This is a genomic window from Xanthobacter sp. DMC47, assembly GCF_056313845.1.
Map to the genome: position 1 here is coordinate 209,631 of NZ_JBQUZM010000004.1, position 22,859 is coordinate 232,489.

Here is a 22,859-nt window from a genome sequence, read left to right on the forward strand (position 1 = left end):
AATCAAAATCCCTTACATTGCAGCAATATGCAGCACGTCGTTCCAGGTGGCGAAGATCATCAGCATAAGCACCAGCGCAAGGCCGATGCGGAAGCCGATGTCCTGCGTCCGGGCACTCAGCGGGCGTCCACGGATCGCCTCGAAAGCGTAGAACAGAAGGTGTCCGCCATCCAACAGCGGGATCGGAAAGAGGTTAAGCAATCCGATAGACACGGATAGCACCGCCGCCAGGGACAGAAGTGCCCCGATACCAAATGTCGCGACTTGCCCGGACACCTGGGCAATGCGGATGGGGCCTCCGAGCTGGTCTGCCGACTCGCGCCCGGCCACCAGGCCGCCGAGGTAATCGAAGGTGCGGGCCACCACGAACCAGGTTTCCTGGACGCCCATGCCGATGGCTTCGACGGGGCCGAACCGCTGAGTCGTCACGTCGCCAGCCGCCAGCGAGCGCGAGATTCCAAGCAGCCCGGTCCGGTGGCTGTTGCCGAAGGGGTCCTTGACTTCCTTCAGCTCGGGCGTGGCCGTCAGGGTCACTTCGCGGTCGCCCCGGGCGACGGTGAAGGCCAGCGGCTGGCCGGCGTGGGAGCCGACGATGCGCTGCATGTCGGAGAAGCTCTCCACCTTGGCGCCGTCGATCTCCAGCACCAGGTCGCCGGGCTTGAAGCCGGCGATCTCGGCGGCGCTGCCGGGGTTGATCTGGTCCACGCGCGGCGCCGTCACCTGCTTGCCGAACACCATGAAGACGATGGCGAAGATGGCGATGGCCAGGAGGAAATTGGCGATGGGTCCGGCGGCGACGATGGCCGCGCGCCAGGCGACCGGCTTGTAGAAAAAGCTTTCGTTGCGCTCGGCCGCGGTCATCTGGGAGAGGCGCGCGGCGTCGGGCGTGGAGGCTGCGTCCTCGTCTCCGAAGAAGCGCACATAGCCGCCGAGCGGCACCGCGGCGATGCGCCAGCGGGTGCCATGCCGGTCATTGAAGCCGGCGATCTCGGGCCCGAAGCCCAGCGAGAAGGTCAGCACGCGGACGCCGGCGCGCCGCGCCACCCAGAAGTGACCCAGCTCGTGGAAGAAGACCACCAGCGTCAGGACGAACAGGAACGGGATGACATAGCCGAGGAGAGTGGAGGACAGCGTGCCAAGGTTCGCACCAAGACCAGAAATCACATCCATCATCGGTTCCTCTTCTCCCCGTGCCCGCGGGCGGGATCACCCTACACACTTATCCCGCACCCGCCAGCCTCGGCAGGCCGGAGCTGTGCGACGGGAAACTGCTCTTAGGATGCCTTTGCGGCAAACTTGGGCAGAAGTCCGGAGGCCGTGCGGCGCGCCATTTGGTCGGCCTCCAGCGCATCATCGATGCTTGCCGGTGCCGGACCACCGTTGATCCGGTCGAGGGTCGCCCCGACGATGTCGGTGATGCCGTAGAAACCGATCCGCCCTTCGAGATAGGCCGCGACGGCAATTTCGTTCGCCGCATTGAGCACGGTCGCTGCGATTCCCCCCTGCTTCAGCACTTCGCGGGCGAGGCCCAGCGCCGGGAATCGCGCCACGTCCGGGGCCTCGAAGCTGAGGCGCCCCAGGGCCACGAGGTCGAGCTTGCGGCAGGAGGTCGCGACGCGCTCGGGATAAGCGAGGCAATGGGCGATGGGCACGCACATGTCGGGCAGCGCCAGCCCCGCCGTCACCGAGCCGTCGATGAAGGAAACGAGGCCGTGGACCACCGACTCGGCATGGACCACCGCGTCCAGTTGCTCGGCCGAGACGGCGAACAGGTGCTGGGCCTCGATCAGTTCCAGCCCCTTGTTCATGAGGGTCGCGGAATCGATGGTGACCTTGGCGCCCATGTTCCAGTTGGGATGCTTCAACGCATCCTGCGGCAAGGACCGGGCGATCTCTTCGCGGCTCTTGAGGCGGAACGGACCGCCGGAGGCCGTGAGCGTGATCTTCTCCACCGCCTTGTGGGGACCGGCCGCCAGCGCCTGGAAAATGGCGTTGTGCTCCGAATCCACAGGCAGGATTTCGGTTTCGAGCCGCGCCGCCTCGGCCATGAAGAAGGCGCCGGCGGCGACCAGGCATTCCTTGTTGGCGAGCGCGATGCGCCGGCCCGGCGCGAAAGCCGCGACCGTCGGCGCGAGCCCGGCGCAGCCGACGATGGCGCTCACCACCACGTCGGTCTCGCGACGCGCGGCTTCCAGCACCGCCTCGGGGCCGGCGCCACATTCGATGCCGCTGCCGGAAAGTGCCTCCCTGAGCGCCGCGCCGCCCGCGGGATCGGCCAGCGCGGCGAAGCGGGCACCCAGCGCCAGGGCGGTCTCGGCAAGGGCGGCGGCATCGCGTCCGCCGGCCACCGACTCGATCGCGAAGAGGCCGGGCGCGTCCGCGAGCACCTTGCGCACGCTGTGGCCGATGGAGCCGGTGGCCCCGAGCACGGAAAGACGTTTCATGGGGAGCGTCCTACCACAAAAGCAGTCCGGCTGCCGGGTCGCCCGCATTGCGCAGCACGGCGACGACGACCGCCAGCAGGGCTGCGGCGGCGAAGCCGTCCAGCCGGTCGAGCAGCCCGCCATGGCCGGGAATGAGCCGGCTCGCATCCTTCACGCCGAACAGGCGCTTCACCGCCGATTCCGCGAGGTCGCCGGCCTGGCTGACGATGCTGAGCAGGAGGGAGAGGCCGGCGACCGGCAACAGGGCCGGCGCGCCGGAGGCGTAGGCGACGCCGAGGCCGCAAAGGGTGGCGAGCACGGTTCCGCCGATGGCGCCGGACCACGTCTTGTTCGGCGACACCCGGGGCCACAGCTTCGGCCCACCCAGCGCGCGGCCCGTGAAATAGGCGAAGATGTCGGTCGCCCAGACGATGGCGCACAGATAAAGCACCGCAGAAAAACCCAGTGGCGACGCGCCCCGCAGGACGACCACGGGCAGCGCTGCACTGGCGGCGGCGAGCACCCCGGCCATGGCCCAGGCGCTCTGCCGAGGCACCGCGAGGGTGCAGGCGGCGGCGGCCAGCACGGCTGCGCTGAAGGCCCAGGTCGGCTCCGCCATCACGGCCAGCACGCCGCCGGCGACGAGGCCCAGGCCGCCGAGGCCGAGATAGGCCACGCGATGCTCGAGGCGGGCGACGTCCGCCCATTCATTGAGGACGAGGAGCCCGGCTGCCACCCACAGCACCGCGAACGGGATGCCGCCGTACCAGGCTGCCGCGAGCACCAGCGGCACCAGCACGAGGGCGGAAAGGGTGCGATGCCTGAGATCAGAGCCGAAATGCACGTGGGTCAGGGTCCGGGGCGAGGCGTCACGCCGCCGAACCGCCGGTCGCGCCGGGCATATTCGTCGATGGCCGCGATGAGGGCGGCCTTGTCGAAGTCAGGCCAGTAGATGGGCAGGAACACGAATTCCGAATAGGCGGCCTGCCACAGCAGGAAATTGGACAGCCGCTGTTCGCCGGAGGTGCGCACGATGAGGTCGGGGTCGGGGATGCCTGCGGTTTCGAGCCGCTGGGAGATCATTTCCACGTCCACGTCCTCGGGCTTCACCCGCCCGGCCGCGACGTCCGCAGCGATGCGCGCCACGGCAGAAGCGATCTCCTGGCGGGCGCCATAATTGAAGGCGACGACCAGCGTCAATCCGGTGTTGGTGCAGGTCAGTGCCTCGGCATCGTCCAGCAATTGCCGGATGTCCGGGGCAAGCCCCGCCCGCTCGCCGATCACCTTCACCCGCACATTGGCGGAATTCAGTTCGGCGAGATCGTGCCGCAGGAAGAACTTCAGCAGCCGCATCAGCTCCGTCACCTCGGTGACGGGACGCGACCAGTTTTCCGCGGAGAAGCTGTAGATGGTGAGGAAGCGGATACCGATTTCGCGGGCCGCGCGCACGCAGCGGCGCAGGGCCTCCACGCCGCGGCGATGCCCTTCCACCCGCGGAAGCATGCGCGAGGTCGCCCAGCGGCCGTTGCCGTCCATGATGACGCCGACATGGACGGGAACGCACCGTGGCGCCCCGGCAGGCGTCGGCTGACCGGCGGCCGCCGGCGCAGCCGGCGACGTCCGGCCGGGGACGGCGGTCTCGCTTGCGGCGCGCACGGTCATGGCTTGCTCAGGGCTCACACCTTCGTCCTCAAACCGCGTTGGTTCTCAAACCGTGGCGACTGACCGGCGCCGGTCAACCGCGTCCCAGTCAACCGCGTGCCTACCACTTCCCTGGCCTCGCGCTGCCGCTGCCCTCAGACGGAGAGGATTTCCTTTTCCTTCTGGGCGAGCGTCTGGTCGATGTCGGCAATGGTCTCGTCGGTCGCCTTCTGGACGTCCTTGGAGAGGCGCTCCAGCTCATCGGACCCCATCTCGCTGTCCTTTTCCAGCTTCTTCAGCAGGTCCATCCCGTCCCGACGCACATGACGTACCGCCACCCGGGCGGCCTCGGCATACTTGTGCGCAACCTTGACGAGTTCCTGGCGCCGTTCCTGGTTGAGTTCAGGGATGCGCAGGCGCAGCACCTGGCCTTCCGTCGCCGGATTGAGGCCGAGATTCGAATCGCGGATCGCCTTTTCGACGGCGTTCACCATGCCGCGGTCCCACACCTGCACGGAGAGCATGCGGGCCTCGGGCACAGAGACGGTGGCCACCTGGTTCAGGGGCATTCGCGCGCCATAGGCCTCGATCGTGATGGGCTCGAGCAGGCTGGCCGAAGCGCGGCCGGTGCGCAGGCCGCCCAGTTCGTCCCTGAGCACGCCGACCGCGCCCTGCATGCGGCGCTTGAGATCGGCCATGTCGAAGGTCCCGGTGGTCATGACTATCCTCTGTCTTCAAGATCGCGGGCACGCTTCATTCGCACGGAAACGTTTCTGATTCCATGCGAACGCGCGGTTCCTGGCGGGAAAGGCGCGGCGGAGGAGCCCTGGTCGAGGTTGCGGCTTGCGCGGACATGACAGGACGGCACGGCAATTCGGTGGCCATGCCGCACGCGGTGCGACCAGGACGATGCCCAGGCCCCAGCCTTCTACCTGCATCCGTCGACAGCGCCCCCTGTCCTTCCGGAAAACTCAAGTCGCGGTCCGTCTCGCCCGATCAGGGCGCGACGACCGTGACGCGTCCCTCCCCCATCGCTGCCGTGGCGATGGCGCCGGGCTCACGAATGGAGAAAACGATTATCGGCAAGGCCGCTTCGCGGGCAAGCGCGAACGCCGCCGCATCCATCACCTTGAGGTCGCGGGACAGCGCCTCGTCGTGGGTGATGCGGTCGTAGCGTGTGGCCGAGGGATCGAGCTTGGGATCGGCGGAATAGACGCCGTCCACATTGGTCGCCTTCAGCACCGCGTCGCAGTCCAGCTCGGCCGCGCGCAGCACGGCGCCGGTGTCGGTGGTGAAATAGGGATTTCCCGTTCCGCCGGTGAGCACGACGATGCGGCCGCGCCGCAGGTGCCGCATGGCCGGCTGGCGGGCGTAGGGCTCGCACACCGTCGGCATGGGGATGGCGGAAAGGGTCCGCGCCGGGGCGCCGGCCGCCTCGATGGCCCGCTCCAGCGCGAGGCCGTTCATGACGGTGGCGAGCATCCCCATGTGGTCGGCGGTGGCGCGGTCGAGATTCTCATCGGCCACCCGCGCGCCGCGCAGAATGTTGCCGCCGCCGACGACCACCGCCACCTCACACCCCGCCGCACGGGCGGCGACGAGGTCACGGGCGATGCGGGCGACGGTGGGCGGGTGCAGGCCGAAAGGCTCTGCGCCCATCAGCGCTTCGCCGGAGACCTTCACCAGGATGCGGGGATAAGGCAGTCCCGGCGCCGCGAAGGGCGCCGGGGGTTCCGGATAGTCCGAGTCGTCGGAGATGGCGGTCATGGGAGCCCCCTCCCCGCCTGCGATCAGGACTGGCCGGCGGCGGCGGCCACCTCGGCCGCAAAGTCGGTCTCTTCCTTCTCGATGCCTTCGCCGAGCGCATAGCGCACGAACGCGGTGAGCTTGACCGGCGCGCCGACCTGGCCTTCGGCCTCCTTCAGCACCTGGGCAACGGACTTGGAGCCGTCATGCACGAAGGGCTGGTCGAGGAGGGTGTTCTCCTTGAAGAAGCTCTTCATGCCGCTTTCGGCGATCTTGTCCTGCACGTTGGCGGGCTTGCCCTGGTGCTTCTCGAGCAGGATGGCCTTCTCGCGGGCGATGGTGCTCTCGTCGATGCCGGAGGCGTCGAGCGCCAGCGGGTTGAGGGCCGCCACGTGCATGGCGATCTGCCGGCCGAGGGTGGAGAGCTTCTCCACGTCGCCTTCGGACTCGAGCGCCACCAGCACGCCGATGCGGCCCTGGCCCTCGACCACGGCGCCGTGGACGTAAGAAGCGATCACACCCTTGGAGACCGTGAGCTTCACCGAGCGGCGGAGCGTCATGTTCTCGCCGATGGTGGCGATGAGCGCGGTCAGGCGGTCGGCGACGGACACGTCCTCGCCCGGGAACTTGGCGGCGGCGACCGCCTCCACCGAGCCGTCCGTGTTGAGGGCGACCTTGGCCACCTCACGCACGAATGCCTGGAAGTCCGGGTTGCGCGCCACGAAGTCGGTCTCGGCATTCACCTCGACGGCGGCGGCGTAGTGGCCGGAGGACTCGACCGCCACCAGGCCTTCGGCGGCCACGCGGCCAGCCTTCTTGGCGGCCTTCGCGAGGCCCTTCTTGCGCAGCCAGTCGATTGCAGCCTCGACGTCGCCGTTCGTCTCGGTGAGCGCGGACTTGCAGTCCATCATGCCTGCGCCGGTCTTGTCGCGCAGTTCCTTCACGAGCCCGGCGGTGATCGCAGCCATGTTCAATCCCTTCTTCTCGCGCCACGGCCGGCCACGGTGCGCCCGAGCCGGCCGTGGGGGCGCGGTGCGCGCCCCATTACTCTCGATTCGTTTTCAGATCTGCGACAAGGTCGGTGACGGGTGTCACTCGACCTCGGCAGACAGCTCCTTGGCCTGGGCAACCCAACCGTCCACGCGGCCGGGAAGGCCCACTTCTTCGCCGATGCGGTGGGCGTCGACGGCATCGAGGCCGGCCACCTGGCCGAAGTGGAACACGCCGAGATCGTTGAGCTTCTGCTCAATCTCGGGGCTCACGCCGGTGAGCTTCTTCAGGTCGTCAGCAACGCCGCGGGGACCGGAGAGGGGCTCGAACGACGACCACACGCTGGTCTCGGCCGGCAGGTCCTCCACGAGCGGGGCCTCTTCGGCGCCCACGTCGTAGCCGAGATCGCTGTGACCGCGGCCGATGCCGTCGATTGCGGCGCGGGCGACGAGGTCGCAGTAGAGCTGGATGGCGCGGCCGGCGTCATCGTTGCCCGGGACCGGATAGGCGATGCCGTCCGGATCGCAATTGGTGTCGAGGATGGCGGCCACCGGGATGCCGAGGCGCTGCGCTTCCTTCACCGCGATGTCTTCCTTGTTCGTGTCGATCACGAACAGCAGGTCCGGCAGGCCGCCCATGTCGCGGATGCCGCCGAGCGCCTTGTCCAGCTTCTCCTTTTCGCGGGAGAGCGTCAGGCGCTCCTTCTTGGTGTAGCCGGAAGACGCCTCGGGGGCGGCAAGCATCTCCTCCAGCTTCTTCAGCCGGGCGATGGAGTTGGAGATGGTCTTCCAGTTGGTGAGCATGCCGCCGAGCCAGCGGGAGTTCACATAATACTGGGCGGAGCGGCGGGCGGCGTCCGCCACCTGCTCCTGCGCCTGGCGCTTGGTGCCCACGAACAGCACGCGGCCACCCTGGGCCACGGTGTCGGACACGGCCTGCAGGGCGCGGTGGAGCGCCGGCACGGTCTGCGACAGGTCGAGAATGTGGATGTTGTTGCGAACGCCGAAGATGTACGGGGCCATCTTGGGGTTCCAGCGGTGGGACTGATGTCCGAAATGCACGCCAGCTTCGAGGAGCTGACGCATCGAATAGTCGGGAAGAGCCACTTTGGTATTCTCCGGTTGAGCCTCCGCGGACGTACCTTCGCCAATGGCGATAGGCACCGGATGGCCGATCTGGCCTGTGTCCGCGTGCGGAATGGGTCGGGCACATACACGAGGTGGGCCTGATAGGCAAGTATGGGCGGGGCGCGCGTCGCCCCTTTCACCCTCCGGCGGCGCGCTGCCGCTCCTCTTCCACCAGTTCCTTCTTGGAGAGCTTGCCCACCACGCTCTTCGGCAGGCTCTCGCGAATCTCGACGGCCCTGGGCATCTCGATCTTGGAGATCTGGGCGGAAAGGAACTCCATCAGCTCGGCCGGCGTCGCCTCGGCGCCCTGGCGCAGGGTGACGAAGGCCTTGGGCGCCTGGCCGCGATAGCTGTCGGGAATGCCGATGGCCACCGCCTCGGCCACGGCCGGATGGAGGTAGAGCGCCTCCTCGATCATCCGCGGATAGACGTTGTAGCCGCCGCAGAGAATCACGTCCTTGATGCGGTCCACGAGGAACAGATAGCCGTCCTCATCAAGGTAGCCGACGTCGCCCGTGCGCAGCGCCCCATCGACGAAGACGGCGGCCGTCTCGTCCGGGCGGTTCCAGTAGCCCGCCATCACCTGCGGCCCGCGCAGGCACACCTCGCCCTTCTCGCCCACCGGCATCAGGCGGGTGGAATCGGCGAGGTCGCGAATCTCGATCACCGTCTGCGGCAACGCAGTGCCCACGGAGCCATCCTTGACCACGCCGAGCGGCGGATTGGCACTCACCACCGGCGAGCTTTCGGAGAGGCCATAGCCCTCCACCAGCGGGCAGCCGGTGAGTTCCTGGAAGCGCGTCCGCACATCGAGCGGCAGCGGCGCGCCGCCCGAGATGGAGAGCGTGAGGGAGGACAGGTCGCGCTTCTCGATGTCCCCCACATTGTTGATGGCGGCGTAGATGGTCGGCACGCCGGGGAACATGGTGGGCTTCTCGCGCTCGATGTCGTCGAGCAGCGACGTGAGGTTGAAGCGTGGCACCAGGATGATCTCGGCGCCGAGGCAGATGGGAATCAGCATCACCGTCTGCATGGCGAAGACGTGGAACAGGGGCAGCACCCCCAGCACCCGCTTCACCCCGATGCGCTCGCATTCGGCATGCTGGACCAGCTGGCGGGCATTGGCGGAGACGTTGGCGTGGGTGAGCATGGCGCCCTTGGGCACGCCCGTGGTGCCGCCGGTGTATTGCAGCACCGCGAGATCCCTGGCCGGGTCCACCTCCACCGGCTCGGGGCGATCACCGTGCTTCAGGAGGGAGGCGTACTCCACATGCAGCCCGTCACCAGTGCTGTAGGCCGCCTTCTCCTTGCGCTTGAACAGGTTGAAGAGCAGTCCCTTGGGAAACGGCAGGATGCCCGCCATGGGGCAGACGATGATGGATTTCAGCCCCGCCTCGTGCGCCACCGCGACCACGCGGGAATGGATGAGCTTGAGGTCGGGCACCACCATGATGGTGGTCCCGGAATCGCGGATCTGGTGCCTGAGCTCGCGCTCCACATAGAGCGGGCTGAAGTTCACCACCGTGCCGCCGGCCTTCATCACGGCGAAGAAGAAGATGACGGAATAGGGCGTGTTGGGCAGGCACAGGCCCACATGGGTGCCCTTGTGGACCCCCATGGCCTGGAGCCCCGCCGCGACCCTGTCCACCGCGGCCCCGACCTCCGCATAGGTCCACTTGCGGCCCAGGAAGCTCAGCGCCGGCTTCGCGCCGTGAGCGGCGACACTGGCGTCCAGAAGCTCGGGAACGGGTGAGATGACGATGGGCGCGGCATCGGTGCGATGGAGCATGATGTCCCTCCTGCGCCGGCGCTCTTCTATTTTCTTGGGCAAGCCGGCGGCGTGATCTCCGACGTCGGGTCAGCAACGCCGTGATTCAAGAATGCTGGCGCGCGATTGCGCCGGAAAGGCGGATTGTGCCGGGTCGGCTACGCGGAAACCGGCGGCGCGGACGCCGCCGGGAACACTCAGGCCCTACTTGGTGATGAGGGCCGCCGCCTGGGGCGCGTCGAACTTGTAGCGCAGGCCCACGGAGATGATGTCCACGTAGCCGTTGCTCACCTGGCCAACCAGAGTTCCGCGCAGGGCGTTGGCCGGATCGGCGGGGGTGAGGAGGATCGGGCTCGTCTCGCCGAAGATGTGGGTGTAGGCGAAGTCCGCCGAGAACTGAGACGAGAAGTTGTAGGTGAGGCCACCCGAGAGCCAGAACCGGTTGGTGTCGGGCAGGCGCGGCGAGCGCGTGGAATCGGGCACGGGGGTCAGCTCGTAGCCGACGCCGGCGCGCAGGGCGAGCTTGGGATCCCACTGGTATTCGACGCCGCCGGAGAAGAACCAGCCGTCGTTCCACTGGAGGTCGAGGGTGCTGACCGGCAGACCTGCGGCCTTCACCGTCAGTTCCTGGACCGTCGACCAGTTGGTCCACTCCACCGTACCGAGGACGGTCCACTGGGGATCGAGCTTCGAGCGGAACGAGGCCGTGACCTGATCGGGCAGCGTCAGGCCGGCCGTCACGTTGGCGCTCTTCACCGGAATGATGTTGGCGACTGACACGTCCAGCATGCCGTTGAGCGTCTGCGAGATCTGCGACTTGTAGCCGATGCCGAGCGTCGTTCCGGGCGCCAGCGTGAACAGCACGCCGAGATTGACGCCGTAGCCGATGTCGTCGCCGTTGACCTGGGCATAGAGATTGTTGGACGGCGGCGCGAAGCCCGCGAACTGCGCGTTGGTGAGCTTGGCGTTGATGTAATTGACGTTGAGCCCGCCGCCGATGGTCATCCAGTCGGTGAGCTTGTAGGCCACCGAGAGCTGGGCGTTCATGTCGAAGATGCTGCTGTAGCAGCCGTAATAGCGGCCGGACCAGCTGCACGGCGCGTCGGTGACGAGACCGTATGGAGAGGTGACGCCGAAGCCGATCGCCCACCTGTCCCACGCATAGGTGGCAAAGAAGGTCGGCAGGGTGCCGTTGTCCACCATGTCGCTCACGCCGACATTGCCGAGGCTGGTGCCGGTGATGGGCGCCCCGGCCGCGAACACGTCGATGGAGGCGTGCGGCGCGATATAGGTGACGTTGCCTTCCACGTTCAGCCCGGGATTGAAGCTGATGGCCGCGGGGTTCCAGAACATGGAGGCAAGGCCGTCGCCGCCGGCCGCCGTGCCGGCGAAGGACGTGCCCTGATAGTAGGAACTCTGCTCGCGAAGCCCGAAGCCGCCGGCCTGCGCCGTCGCCGCCGCGAACAGGACAGGGATCGCGACCGCGGAGGCGGCGAGAACCGGAGCGAGGCGGCTCGCCCGGTCGGTGCCGGTCCGGTCGCGCCGCTGCTTGGCTCGCACCGCTTTGGCGACGGACTGCCCGGCACGCATGTGCATCGTCATTGATTGCCCCTCCTCGGCTGTTCCTCCGGGCCCGGCACGCTGCGGTGCACTATACGTTTTATCGGTGCCCTATACGTCACCCAGCATGCCGTTCGCGAATGATCCGTCAACCGGCTTCCTGCAGCGTATCGGCTCTCGACGCTGGGGAAGTCGATGGGCGTTGCGCCGCTGCAACAGTGCCGAAGCGACAGCGCGGCTGTCCAGAAATCTCGGCGCGCGGGCGGCGTCTATCCACGGGCTTATGGCGCGCTCCGGCTCCGCCGCTTGTGAAGCGGCAACCGTTCCGTCATCTGCCAAACGGGTCTTGCGGAGAAGGTCAAAGCATGTATCTTCAGGGCGACTGAGTGACGTATAGGTGAACCGGTGGCATCCTCTGGCAAACGTGGCGGCGCGCCCGCTCTGACCGACACGTTCTTTACCGTCACGCAGTTGGCGCGGGATCTCTCGGTCACGCCGCGCACCATCCGATTCTACGAGGACAAGGGGCTCATCACCCCCCGCCGCGCCGGCACCATGCGCGTCTACACCAAGCGCGACCGCGCCCGCATGGCGCTGATCCTGCGCGGCAAGCGCCTCGGTTTCTCGCTGCGCGAGATCAAGGATTATCTCGACCTCTACGACCTCGACCCAAGCCAGAGCGAGCAGATCCGCCTGCTGCTCAAGAAGGTGCAGGACCGCCTCGAGATGCTGGAGGACCAGCGCCTCGCCCTCGAGGAGACCATCATCGAGCTGAAGGAGATCGAGGACCAGGCGTTGTCTGCCCTCGCCAGCGAGACCGGCGACCAGAAGGCCGCCAGCTAGGCCCGCACCATCCGGCCCGCGGCCGGGTGGAACGCAGGCCATCCTGAGTTTTCCGTGGGTGTTCCCCGGGCGGATTTTCCATTCGCGCGGTGCGCTCCCCCATGCCCCGAGGACCGGCCGCAAGGCCAAGCCACCGCGCCGAGTGGTGGCGGACGCCAGGAATATCCGTCGCACCAAAGCGGCGGAAGACAACAATGGACAGGCAGGAGAGCCCAATGAACGCGCCGATGCGCAACGTCGTGATTGCAGGCTATGCCCGCTCGCCCTTCACCCTCGCCAGGAAGGGTGATCTGGCGCGCGTGCGCCCCGATGACCTCGCCGCCCAGGTGGTGGCCGATCTCGTCGCCCGCACGGGCGTGAAGGCCGAGGACATCGAGGACCTGATCGTGGGCTGCGCCTTCCCCGAGGCCGAGCAGGGATTGAACGTCGCCCGCCTCATCGGGATGATCGCCGGGCTGCCGGAAAGTGTCGCCGGGGTGACGCTGAACCGCTTCTGCGGCTCCTCCATGCAGTCGGTTCACAACGCTGCCGGGCAGATCCAGCTCGGCGCCGGCGAAGTGTTCATCTGCGCCGGCATCGAGAGCATGAGCCGCGTGCCCATGACCGGCTTCAACATCATGCCCAACCCTGCGCTCGCCAAGTCCATGCCGCAGGCCTACATGGGCATGGGCGACACGGCCGAGAACGTCGCGGCCAAGTGGCAGATCACCCGCGCGGACCAGGACGCCTTCGCCCTCAAGAGCCACCAGAAGGCGACGAAAGCCGAGGCGGAAGGACGCTTCAAGGACGAGATCGTCGCCATCAAGGCCAATGGCAAGGTCAACAAGACCGTGGACCAGGACGGCTGCATCCGCCGCGACGCCACGCTCGAAGCCCTCGCCGGCCTCAAGCCGTCCTTCGATGAACATGGCACGGTGACGGCCGGCACCTCCTCCCCGCTCACCGATGGCGCCTCGGCGGTGCTGGTCTGCTCGGAGGACTATGCGCACAAGAACGGCCTCACCCCCCTCGCCCGCATTCGCAGCGTGGCGGTGGCCGGCTGCGCGCCGGAGATCATGGGCATCGGCCCCGTCGCCGCGACGAAGAAGGCGCTGGCCCGCGCCGGCATCGACGTGTCCGAGATCGAGGTGGTGGAGCTGAACGAGGCCTTCGCCTCCCAGGCCCTCGCCTGCCAGCGGGAACTCGGCATCAAGGACGAGGTGCTGAACCTCGACGGCGGTGCCATCGCCCTCGGCCATCCCCTCGGCGCCACCGGCGCGCGCATCGTCGGCAAGGCGGCGTCGCTGCTGAAGCGCGAGGGCGGCAAATATGCCCTCGCCACCCAGTGCATCGGCGGCGGACAGGGCATCGCCACCATCCTCGAGCGCGTCTGAGGAGGGCCGGATGTCCCAGGAAAACGCTAGCGAAATCAAGAAGGTCGCCGTCATCGGCGCCGGCGTCATGGGCGCCGGCATCGCCGCCCACGTCGCCAATGCGGGCGTGGAGGTGCTGCTCCTCGACATCGTTCCCGAGGGCGCGAGCAACCGCAACGCCATCGCCGAAAAGGCGGTGGAGAAGCTGCTGAAGGCCGATCCCGCGCCCTTCATGTCCAAGGCCGCGGCGAAGCTGGTGAAGCCCGGCAACATCGAGGACAACCTCGCCGACATCGCGGACTGCGACCTCATCATCGAGGCCATCATCGAGCGCCTCGACCTCAAGCAGGCGCTCTACGCGAAGATCGAGGCGGCGCGCCGGCCGGGCTCGGCCGTGTCCTCCAACACCTCGACCATTCCGCTCGCGGACCTCACGGCGGGTCTGCCCGAGAGCTTCCGCCGCGATTTCCTCATCACCCATTTCTTCAATCCGCCCCGCTACATGCGGCTGCTGGAGATCGTCTCGGGGCCGGAGACGAACCCGGACACCGTGGCCGCCGTCGCCCGCTTTGCCGATGTGAAGCTCGGCAAAGCGGTGGTGATGTGCAAGGACACGCCCGGCTTCATCGCCAACCGGCTCGGCACCTATTGGCTTCAGTTGGCCGTGGGCGAGGCCTTCGCGCTGGGCCTGAAGGTGGAGGATGCGGACGCGGTGATGGGCCGCCCCTTCGGCTTCCCGAAGACCGGCGTGTTCGGCCTCATCGACCTCGTGGGCCTCGACCTGATGCCCCACGTGCAGGGCTCGCTCAAGCGGGCGCTGCCGGCCGCGGATCCGTTCCACGCAACGCTTCGCGACGAGCCGCTGATCGAGAAGATGATCTCGACCGGCTACACCGGCCGCAAGGGCAAGGGCGGCTTCTACCGCCTCAACCGTGACGGCGGGCAGAAGCTGAAGGAGGCCATCGACCTCTCGACCGGCGTCTATCGCCCGCAAGCCAAGGCGCAGGTCGCGGAGCTGGAGGACGGCGGCGGACGGGACCTATTCGCCCTCCTCTCCGCCCCCGGAGAAGGCGGACGCTATGCCCGCGCGGTGATGGTGCGCACGCTGGCCTATGCCGCGCGGCTGGTGCCCGAAGCGGCCGATGACATCGTTGCCATCGATGATGCCATGCGCCTGGGATATAATTGGAAATCGGGGCCCTTCGAGCTGATCGACAAGATCGGCGCGGCCCGCCTCATCGACCTCCTGAAGGCGGACGGGGAAGAGGTGCCGCCGCCGCTGGCGCTCGCCGCCGACAAGCCCTTCTACCGGGTGGAAAACGGCCAGCGTCAATACCTTGGCCTCGACGGCATTTACCGCGACATCGCCCGTCCCGAGGGTGTGCTGCTGCTCGCCGACATCAAGCTGAAGTCCCGGCCTTTGGCCAAGAACGGATCGGCGGCGCTGTGGGATATCGGCGATGGCGTGGTGTGCCTGGAGTTCACCTCCAAGAGCAATTCGCTGGACGAGGGCATCATCACGATGCTCGCAAAGGCGCTGAAGCTGGTGAAGGACAAGTACAAGGCGCTCGTTATCTATAATGAGGGCACGAACTTCTCCGTCGGCGCCAATCTCGGCCTTGCTTTGTTCGCCTGCAACATCGGCGCCTTCGGCGAAGTCGAGAAGCTGGTCGCCACAGGCCAGAAGACCTATCAGGATGTGAAGTACGCGCCCTTCCCCGTGGTAGCGGCGCCGTCCGGCATGGCCCTCGGCGGCGGGTGCGAGATTCTGCTGCATGTCAGTGCGGTTCAGGCCCATGCCGAGAGCTACATCGGGCTTGTGGAATGCGGAGTGGGCGTTCTGCCGGCCTGGGGCGGTTGCACCGCCATGCTGGAGCGCTGGGCGGCCGACCCGAAATTCCCGAAGGGACCCATGCCGGCCCCCTCGAAGGTGTTCGAGACCGTCTCCACCGCCACCGTCGCCAAGTCCGCCGCCGAGGCGAAGGAGCTGAAGTTCCTGCGCGAGGGCGACGGCATCACCATGAACCGCGACCGGCTCCTCGCCGACGCCAAGGCCAAGGCCCTCGCCATGGTGGATGGGTACGCGCCGCCCAAGCCCGTGGAATTCTTCCTGCCCGGCCCCGCCGGCAAGGTGGCCATGGACATGGCCGTGGAAGGCTTCGCCAAGCGCGGCATGGCGACCAAGCACGACAAGGTGGTGTCCTCTGCGCTGGCGGAAGTGCTCACCGGCGGCGACGCGGATCACATCGCCCCGGTGCCGGCGGCGCGGCTGCTGGAGCTGGAGCGGGAGGGCTTCATGAAGCTCATCCGCACCACCGCCACGCTGGACCGCATCGAGCACGTGCTCGAAACCGGGCGGCCGCTTAGGAACTGAGGGGCGCGAGCGCCGTCGCCCTCCGGTCAAGCCGGAGGGCGACGGCGGTTACATGCAGTCCGCCCCGCCCCCGGCCAGAAAGCCGGCGCGTGCAAAGGCGGAAACCAAAACGGGAGCCAACGCCATGCAGGTCTATACCCCCCCGCTGCGCGACATGCGCTTCGTCCTCCACGAGCTGCACGGCAGCGCCGAGCTGAGCAGGCTCAAGGGGCTGGAGGAGCTTTCGCCCGACCTCATCGATGCGGTGCTGGAGGAGGCGGGCAAGTTCGTCACCGAGGTGCTCGCGCCGCTCAACCAGTCCGGCGACCTCGAGGGCTGCACCTATGAGAACGGCGTGGTGCGCACGCCCAAGGGCTTCAAGGAAGCCTACGCCGCATTCCGCGAGGGCGGGTGGAACGGCATCGCCTGCGATCCCCAATATGGCGGCCAGGGCCTGCCGGCGAGCGTGAACAAGCTTGTGGAGGAGATGCTCTGCTCGGGCAACCTCGCCTTCGGCATCTGCCCCGGCCTGACACACGGCGCCTATCAGGCGCTGAAGGCCTATGCCTCCGAGGAGCTGAAGGAGCGCTTCCTGCCGAAGATGGTGGATGGCGTGTGGTCCGGCTCCATGTGCCTCACCGAGCCGCAATGCGGCACTGACCTCGGCCTCGTGCGCACCAAGGCCGAGCCGCAGCCGGACGGCAGCTACAAGGTCACCGGCAACAAGATCTTCATCTCCGCCGGCGAGCAGGACATGACGGAGAACATCGTCCACCTGGTGCTCGCCCGCCTGCCGGACGCGCCCAAGGGGATCAAGGGCATCTCCCTGTTCCTGGTGCCGAAATTCCTGCCGAAGGAGGATGGCTCGGTCGGCCCGCGCAACGGCGTGCTGTGCACCGGCATCGAGCACAAGATGGGCATCCACGGCTCGTCCACCTGCCAGATGTCGTTCGACGAGGCCACCGGGTGGCTGGTGGGCGAGCCCCACAAGGGCATGCGCGCCATGTTCGCCATGATGAATTCGGAGCGCCTCTCGGTGGGCACGCAGGGCCTCGGACTGGGCGAAGCCGCCTATCAGGCCGCCGTCGTCTACGCCAAGGAGCGCCTGCAGGGCCGCGCCCTTTCCGGCGCCAAGCACCCGGACAAGCCGGCCGACCCCATCATTGTCCATCCGGACGTGCGCCGCACGCTGATGACCATGCGCGCCTACAATGAGGGCTGCCGGGCGCTCGCCGGCTGGGTCGCCCGCGCGCTGGACCTGATGGAGCGGGCGGAAGACCCGGAAGAGCGGAAGCGCGCCGAGGACTTCACCGCGCTGATGACGCCCATCGTGAAGGCGCTGTTCACCGACCTCGGCTTCGAGGCCACCTCCATGGGCATGCAGGTCTATGGCGGCCACGGCTACATCCGCGACCACGGCATGGAGCAATATGTGCGCGATGCCCGCATCGCCATGATCTACGAGGGCACCAACGGCGTGCAGGCGCTCGACCTCGTGGGCCGCAAGCTGCCGGCGCACATGGGCCGCTACCTGCGCTCCTTCTTCCATCCTGTGCTGAACTACATGGATGCGAAGCTGGACGACGAGAATCTCGGCCCTCTCATCACGCCCCTGTCCAAGGCGTTCGGCGCGCTGCAGCTCGCCACCGCCCACATCGCCGAAAAGGGGCTGAAGGACCCGGAGGAGGCCGGCGCCGCCGCCACCGAATACCTGCGGCTGTTCGGCCTCGTGGCGCTGGGCTACATGTGGGTACGCATGGCGGAAGTGGCCTATGAGAAGCGCGTCTCCAACCCGGACGACGCGGCCTTCTATGATGCCAAGATCGTCACCGCACGCTTCTTCATGGAGAAGCTCCTGCCGGACGTGGCCGCCCTGTGGGGGTCCATCAAGGCCGGCAAGGGCGCCATGATGGCGCTCGACGAGGCGATGTTCTGATCTTCAGGCGCACGCGCCTCGCCTCTGTTATCTTCACGTCGCCCGCTCTCATCGTCATGCCCGGCCTTTTGCCGGGCATCCACGTCGGTCCGCCGGATCCACCCTGTGGATATGGTTCCCGGCCTATCCACGTGGATGGCCGGAACCCGCTTGTTTGCGGGTTCCGTTCGCCGGGGCGGAAGTCGGCAACAGCCGACTTCCGGGACAAGCCCGGCCATGACGCCAGTGATTGGGGCCCAAGACGTTCACCGCGGCCCTGAACTCCCCGAGAGGGTTCGGGCGGCCTCTCACAAGGACAGTCCATGGCCGATCTTTCCTCCCTCGTCGAAGCCATCCGCGAGCGCGCCGATGCCCTGTCGGAGCTTGGCTACAAGGTGCGCTTCGACCTTAGCGACACCGGCGAGGCGATCCTGCTCGATGCCACCGGCGGCGGCGTGGAGGTGGGCGAGGGCACGGGCGAGGCGGATGCGGTGCTGAAGCTCTCCACCGATACGCTGGACAAGCTCATCACCGGCAGAATCGGCCCGATGATGGCCTTCTCAACCGGCCGGCTGAAGGTGGAAGGCTCGCAGGGCGTCGCCCTCAAGCTCGCCGGCCTGCTCGACAAGGACTGAGCCGGGCCGTCCGTCCCGACTTTCCGCCCGCGGGCTTTCGCCCTCAGTCGTTCGCCGTCGCGGTGGTCGCGCCACCGGCGGCGAGCGCCTGAATCAGGGTCTGGCGCAGGGCCTTGTCCTCGGCCGCATGGCGCGTGCCGGTGACAGAGAGGTGGTCGCCATCCACATAGAAGAAGCGCGTGCCCTCCCCGGCCGTGCAGCGGTCGTCCCGGCAAAAGATGTCGGCCATGCGGAAGGCCGAAGCGCCGGGATGCCGGCTCGCCGTGGCGGAGATGACGTCGTTGCCGAAGCCCACGATGTCCAGCGCCGCGGCGCGCGGCTGGCTCATGCAGTCTTCGGCGCCGGCCGTCCGGTTGAACTCGTGGGTCGCGACGCAGCCGGCCGGCGCTGGCTTGTATTCCGGCGACTGGCCCAGCACGATCACCTGCGGCCCCATCTGGCGCAGTTCGGCGACGGTGCGCTCCATCATGTGGGCGAACACCTGCTTGCTGGTGGCCCGGTCCCGCGTCATGCCGCCCGGAATCTCGTTGCTGACGAGGGAGAAGCCGGGGTTTGACCGCGTCGTCCAGATGGACCAGCGGCCCACCAGCACCACCACCTTGGGCTTCACGCGGCGAATCTCGTCCATGACGGCCGCGACGTAGCTGGCGCAGACGGCGCCGTTATTATGCTCCTGCCGCGCGATCCCGCCAATCAGCGGCGGGCAGCCCGCCATGGTCTGGAGCCGTGCCGTGAGCCCGAGCTTCTCGACGATTTCCGCGAGGCCGAGGAAGGTCGCGCCGGCATGGGAATCGCCCCACACCAGCACGTCGTAGCTGCCCTTCGCCGCCCCCGGGCCGACCGCGCAGGTGGCGATGGGCTGCATCTGGTCGGGCGTCCAGAAGCGGGCGTTGTTGTTGCAGGTACGCTGGAACGGGCTGCGGTCGTCCGCCGCTGCCTCGGCCGCCGCCCCCAGCGGCGAGATGGGGAATACGCCCCGTCCGGCCTTCTGGAGCGCGAGGGCGACGCCCACCGTGAGCAGAATGGCGCAGGCTCCGGCGCCGATGCGCAGCATCCTCCGCCCGCCCAGCGCGCTGCCGCGCCGGAGCGGCGTCTCCACATATTTCAGCGAAAGGCCGGAGATGAGGCCGGCCAGCAGGACCAGGATGCCGGACTCGATATAGGTGGAGTGCCGCCCCTTCCAGATGGCGAAGAGCACCAGAATGGGCCAGTGCCACAGATAGAGCGCGTAGGAGATGCGGCCCACATAGACCATGCCCTTCAGGCTGAGCACGCGCGCGACGATGCCGTTCGGCGCGAAGCCCCCGGACAGGATGATCGCCACCGCGCCAAGCACCGGCGGCAGCGCCCACAGGCCGGGGAAGACGGTCTGCTTGTCGTAGGCGAACACCGGCACCACGATGGCCAACGCCCCTGCGATGGCGAGCCAGGACGCCGCCCTTTCCGGCAGGCGCGGCAGCGCGACCATGGCGAGAAGCGAGCCTGCCAGAAGCTCCCACGCCCGGCTCTGCAGCAGGAAGAAGGCGGCCGACTGCTCGCTTTCCACGATGCTCTCGGCATAGGCGAGCGAGCCCAGCGCGATGCAGGCGAGCACGCCGACCGCGAGCCGGCGGCCGCCGAGCTTCATCAGCACGAACAGGACGAGCGGAAAGAAGATGTAGAACTGCTCCTCCACCGCCAGCGACCACAGGTGCAGCAGCGGCACCTCGTCGGCGGCGGGGCCGAAATAGTTGAGCAGGCTCTCGAAATGGATGTTGGCGAAGAACAGGGCCGAGGGCACCAGCGTGCCCACATAGCCCTGCATCTGCCGCGGCATCAGGATGAGCGCCGCGAACAGCGTCGTCGCCGCCATCATCAGGAACAGCGCGGGGAAGATGCGGCGGATGCGGCGGTCGTAGAAATCCACCAGCGAATAGGTGCCCGCCGTCATCTCCTGATGGAGGATGGACGTGATGAGAAAGCCGGAGATGACGAAGAAGACGTCGACGCCGATATAGCCGCCGGTAAAGGGCGGAATGCGTGCATGGAACAGAACCACGCTGCCGACGGCGATGGCCCGGAGGCCGTCGATGTCGGACCGGTAGGCCAGACTCATCCTGGTGTCCTTGATCGGCGCACCCGACGCGCGCGCCCCCGCGGCGACCGCCTTACCGTCAAAATCCGGCTTGGGCAAATCACGCGGACACCCGCCGCGCCGCCCATTCTGGGCTGACGCAGCGTTCGGCGAGGCTCTGGCAGGCTAAGCTCCCGCTTACGAAGAGCGGGGCCGCAGGGGGTAGACGGGAACCGGCGGAGCGGTCCGTTGCCCCAACCCGGCTTGGTCAGTCCTTGGCCGTCGCGGGGGCCAGCGATGCGCTGGTGTTGCCGCCTTCGCCCAGCGCCTTGAGCAGGGCCGTGCGAAGTGCGGGGTCCTGGCTCATGTGGTGGGAGCCGGTGGCGGACAGGTGGTCGCCGTCCACATAGTAGAATTTTTCGCCCTCGCCGGCGCGGCAGGTACCGTTGCGGCAGAAGACGTCGGAGAGGAGGAAGGTGGTGGTGCCGGGGAAGTTCGCCGCCGCCTTGGTGATCATCTCGTTGCCGACGCCCACCACCTTCTCCACCGCTGCGCTCGGCAGTTCGAGGCAGTTGCCGAGCTTGCTGCGGTTGTAGAACTCCTTCTCGGCCACACAGCGGCCCGGCGAGCGGGCGAACTCCGGCGGCTGGCCCACCAGAACCACATGGATGCCGAGGCCGGAGAGTTCCTTCATCGTGCGGTCCAGCATGTGGGCGAACACCTTCTGGCTCACATCCCGCGAGCGCACGCCGCCACCCGGCACCTCGTCGGACGTGAGGGTGAAGGCGGGGCCGGCCTTGGTCGTCCACATGGCCCAGCGTCCCACCAGCACAGCTACCTTAGGCTTGATGCGGCGGATTTCCTGCAGCACTTCGGCGTTGAAGGCGGTGCAGGTCCAGCTCGGCATGTCGTCGCGATGGGCCTGTCCGCCAATCAGGGGCGGGCAGCCGGCCATGGTCTGGAGGCGGGCGGTGTGGCCGAGGGCTGCCACTTGCTCGGCGATGCCGACGAAGGAGGCACCGGCGTGGGAGTCGCCCCACACCACCACGTCGTATTCGCCCTTCGCCGCGCCCGGCCCCACCGAGCAGGCCGAGGCCGGGTTCAGCGCGGCGGCCCTGAAGCCCTTGGGCGAATTGTTGCAGGAACGGCTGAAGGGGCTCCTGTCTTCCAGTGCCGCCTCGGCGCGGGCGCCCAGCGGGGAGATGGGGTAGAAGCCGCCGCCCAGCCGCTCGAACAGCACGCCCACGGCCAGCGTCATGGCCATGGCCATGATGCCCGCCGCGAACCGCGCCCGACGCTTGCCGCCGAGCGAGCCGGCGTGGCGCAACGGCGTCTCCACGTATTTCAGCGACAGGGAGGCGAAGATGAAGGCCAGGATGAGCATGCCACCGGCCTCGAAATAGGTCAGCGCGCGGCCCATGTAGGTCTTGCCGAACACCAGCAGCGGCCAGTGCCAGAGGTAGAGCGCATAGGAGATGCGCCCCACATAGACCACCTTCGGCCGGCTAAGCAGGAAGTTGGCATAGCCGGCGGGATTGATGGTGCCGGCATAGATCACCGCCGCCGTGCCGAACACGATGGGAGCCGCGGACAGGCCGGGGAACGTCATGTCGTGGCTGTAGGCGAAGACCGGGACGACGATGCCGAGCAGGCCCGCCACGCCGATCCAGTTCGCCGTCTTCTCCGACACCTTCGGCATGTGCACCAGCGCGAGCAGCGCGCCGACGAGCAGCTCCCAGGCGCGGCTCTGAAGCAGGAAGAAGGAGGCGGTCGGCTGGGTCCGCGCGCTCATCTCCGCATAGACGCCGGAAACCACCGCAATGACGAGGAAGCCGAGGATCGCCATGCGCCGTGGGCCGAGGGTGATCCGCCCGCCGGTCTTGAGGAAGGCGAACATGAGCAGCGGGAAGAAGATGTAATACTGCTCCTCCACCGCCAGCGACCACAGATGGAGCAGCGGCGTCTCGTCGGCCTGGGGGCCGAAATAGTTCATCAGGCCCTGGAAGTGGATGTTGGCGTAGAACAGGGCCGAGGGAATGATGGATTGCGCGAACAGCACCATCTGCCGCGGCATCAGCAGGAACGCCGCGATGAAGGTGGTCACCGGCAGCACCACGAACAGCGCGGGAAAGATGCGCCGGATGCGGCGATCGTAGAAATCGACGAGCGAGAACTCGCCCTTCATCATGTCGCTATACAGGATGGAGGTAATCAAGTAGCCCGAGAGGACAAAGAAGATATCGACGCCGATGAAGCCGCCGCGAAACGGGGGAATGTGAGCGTGAAACAGCAGCGCCACCACGACCGCGACGGCGCGCAAGCCATCGATATCCGGCCGATACTTCAGATTCATGCCCCCGCCCCCGGATCAAGGCGCGCAGCCGCCCGCGCGCAAACCTCGCCTCAGGCGGGATAACAAAGCGGCGACGTTGGGGCAATTCCTCGCAAGGCGA

At 67.6% G+C, this 22,859-nt stretch carries 17 protein-coding genes; 5 read left to right on the forward strand and 12 right to left on the reverse strand.

The window, feature by feature from the left end; genetic code table 11:
* Window positions 1-12: 12 nt before the first annotated feature.
* The 10 genes from rseP to ACT54R_RS12830 form a co-directional block, all read right to left on the reverse strand.
* Entirely contained in the window at window positions 13-1,170 is a 1,158-nt protein-coding gene (gene rseP / locus ACT54R_RS12785; protein WP_168457051.1) for an RIP metalloprotease RseP, read from the reverse strand.
* A 104-nt stretch (window positions 1,171-1,274) separates the two neighbouring features.
* Window positions 1,275-2,444, reverse strand: a complete 1,170-nt coding sequence (dxr, locus tag ACT54R_RS12790) for a 1-deoxy-D-xylulose-5-phosphate reductoisomerase (RefSeq protein WP_476326831.1) — start codon at window positions 2,442-2,444, stop codon at window positions 1,275-1,277.
* A 10-nt stretch (window positions 2,445-2,454) separates the two neighbouring features.
* Window positions 2,455-3,267 carry a phosphatidate cytidylyltransferase gene (locus tag ACT54R_RS12795; RefSeq protein ID WP_476326833.1) on the reverse strand — a complete coding sequence of 271 codons (813 nt, stop codon included), beginning with the start codon at window positions 3,265-3,267 and terminating at the stop codon, window positions 2,455-2,457.
* Window positions 3,268-3,272: 5 nt separating this feature from the next.
* Complete coding sequence (locus ACT54R_RS12800) at window positions 3,273-4,085, reverse strand: isoprenyl transferase (RefSeq protein ID WP_476329173.1); 813 nt, start codon at window positions 4,083-4,085, stop codon at window positions 3,273-3,275.
* 134 nt (window positions 4,086-4,219) lie between these two features.
* A complete protein-coding gene (gene frr / locus ACT54R_RS12805) occupies window positions 4,220-4,783 on the reverse strand; it encodes a ribosome recycling factor (RefSeq protein WP_476326835.1) in 564 nt (187 codons plus the stop codon).
* 277 nt (window positions 4,784-5,060) lie between these two features.
* On the reverse strand, window positions 5,061-5,831 hold the full coding sequence (gene pyrH / locus ACT54R_RS12810) for a UMP kinase (protein WP_024279301.1): 771 nt from the start codon (window positions 5,829-5,831) through the stop codon (window positions 5,061-5,063).
* Window positions 5,832-5,854: 23 nt separating this feature from the next.
* Window positions 5,855-6,778: a translation elongation factor Ts gene (gene tsf, locus ACT54R_RS12815; RefSeq protein WP_168456813.1), complete on the reverse strand. Its 924-nt coding sequence runs from the start codon at window positions 6,776-6,778 to the stop codon at window positions 5,855-5,857.
* Window positions 6,779-6,901: 123 nt separating this feature from the next.
* Entirely contained in the window at window positions 6,902-7,906 is a 1,005-nt protein-coding gene (locus tag ACT54R_RS12820) for a 30S ribosomal protein S2 (protein ID WP_168456812.1), read from the reverse strand.
* A gap of 157 nt (window positions 7,907-8,063) precedes the next feature.
* Window positions 8,064-9,716, reverse strand: coding sequence for a long-chain-fatty-acid--CoA ligase (locus ACT54R_RS12825; protein WP_476326838.1), 1,653 nt, complete (start codon window positions 9,714-9,716; stop codon window positions 8,064-8,066).
* 183 nt (window positions 9,717-9,899) lie between these two features.
* Window positions 9,900-11,297 carry an outer membrane protein transport protein gene (locus tag ACT54R_RS12830; RefSeq protein WP_168456810.1) on the reverse strand — a complete coding sequence of 466 codons (1,398 nt, stop codon included), beginning with the start codon at window positions 11,295-11,297 and terminating at the stop codon, window positions 9,900-9,902.
* 363 nt (window positions 11,298-11,660) lie between these two features.
* On the opposite strand from ACT54R_RS12830, the gene ACT54R_RS12835 reads away from it, so the two are divergent.
* From ACT54R_RS12835 to ACT54R_RS12855, 5 genes are all read left to right on the forward strand, one after another.
* On the forward strand, window positions 11,661-12,098 hold the full coding sequence (locus ACT54R_RS12835; RefSeq protein ID WP_168456809.1) for a MerR family transcriptional regulator: 438 nt from the start codon (window positions 11,661-11,663) through the stop codon (window positions 12,096-12,098).
* Window positions 12,099-12,325: 227 nt separating this feature from the next.
* Window positions 12,326-13,471, forward strand: a complete 1,146-nt coding sequence (locus ACT54R_RS12840) for a thiolase family protein (RefSeq protein WP_476329175.1) — start codon at window positions 12,326-12,328, stop codon at window positions 13,469-13,471.
* Between the two features lie 10 nt (window positions 13,472-13,481).
* On the forward strand, window positions 13,482-15,824 hold the full coding sequence (locus ACT54R_RS12845) for a 3-hydroxyacyl-CoA dehydrogenase/enoyl-CoA hydratase family protein (RefSeq protein ID WP_476326840.1): 2,343 nt from the start codon (window positions 13,482-13,484) through the stop codon (window positions 15,822-15,824).
* A gap of 124 nt (window positions 15,825-15,948) precedes the next feature.
* Window positions 15,949-17,739: an acyl-CoA dehydrogenase C-terminal domain-containing protein gene (locus ACT54R_RS12850; RefSeq protein WP_476326842.1), complete on the forward strand. Its 1,791-nt coding sequence runs from the start codon at window positions 15,949-15,951 to the stop codon at window positions 17,737-17,739.
* 302 nt (window positions 17,740-18,041) lie between these two features.
* Window positions 18,042-18,353, forward strand: coding sequence for an SCP2 sterol-binding domain-containing protein (locus tag ACT54R_RS12855; RefSeq protein ID WP_394112326.1), 312 nt, complete (start codon window positions 18,042-18,044; stop codon window positions 18,351-18,353).
* A gap of 43 nt (window positions 18,354-18,396) precedes the next feature.
* Here ACT54R_RS12855 and ACT54R_RS12860 read toward each other — a convergent pair whose 3' ends face one another.
* Together ACT54R_RS12860 and ACT54R_RS12865 are read right to left on the reverse strand one after the other, a co-directional pair.
* Window positions 18,397-20,448, reverse strand: a complete 2,052-nt coding sequence (locus ACT54R_RS12860; RefSeq protein ID WP_476326844.1) for an acyltransferase family protein — start codon at window positions 20,446-20,448, stop codon at window positions 18,397-18,399.
* Between the two features lie 226 nt (window positions 20,449-20,674).
* The gene (locus ACT54R_RS12865) at window positions 20,675-22,759 is read right to left on the reverse strand and encodes an acyltransferase family protein (RefSeq protein ID WP_476326846.1); all 2,085 of its coding nucleotides are present in this window, start codon (window positions 22,757-22,759) and stop codon (window positions 20,675-20,677) included.
* Between the last annotated feature and the right edge of the window lie 100 nt (window positions 22,760-22,859).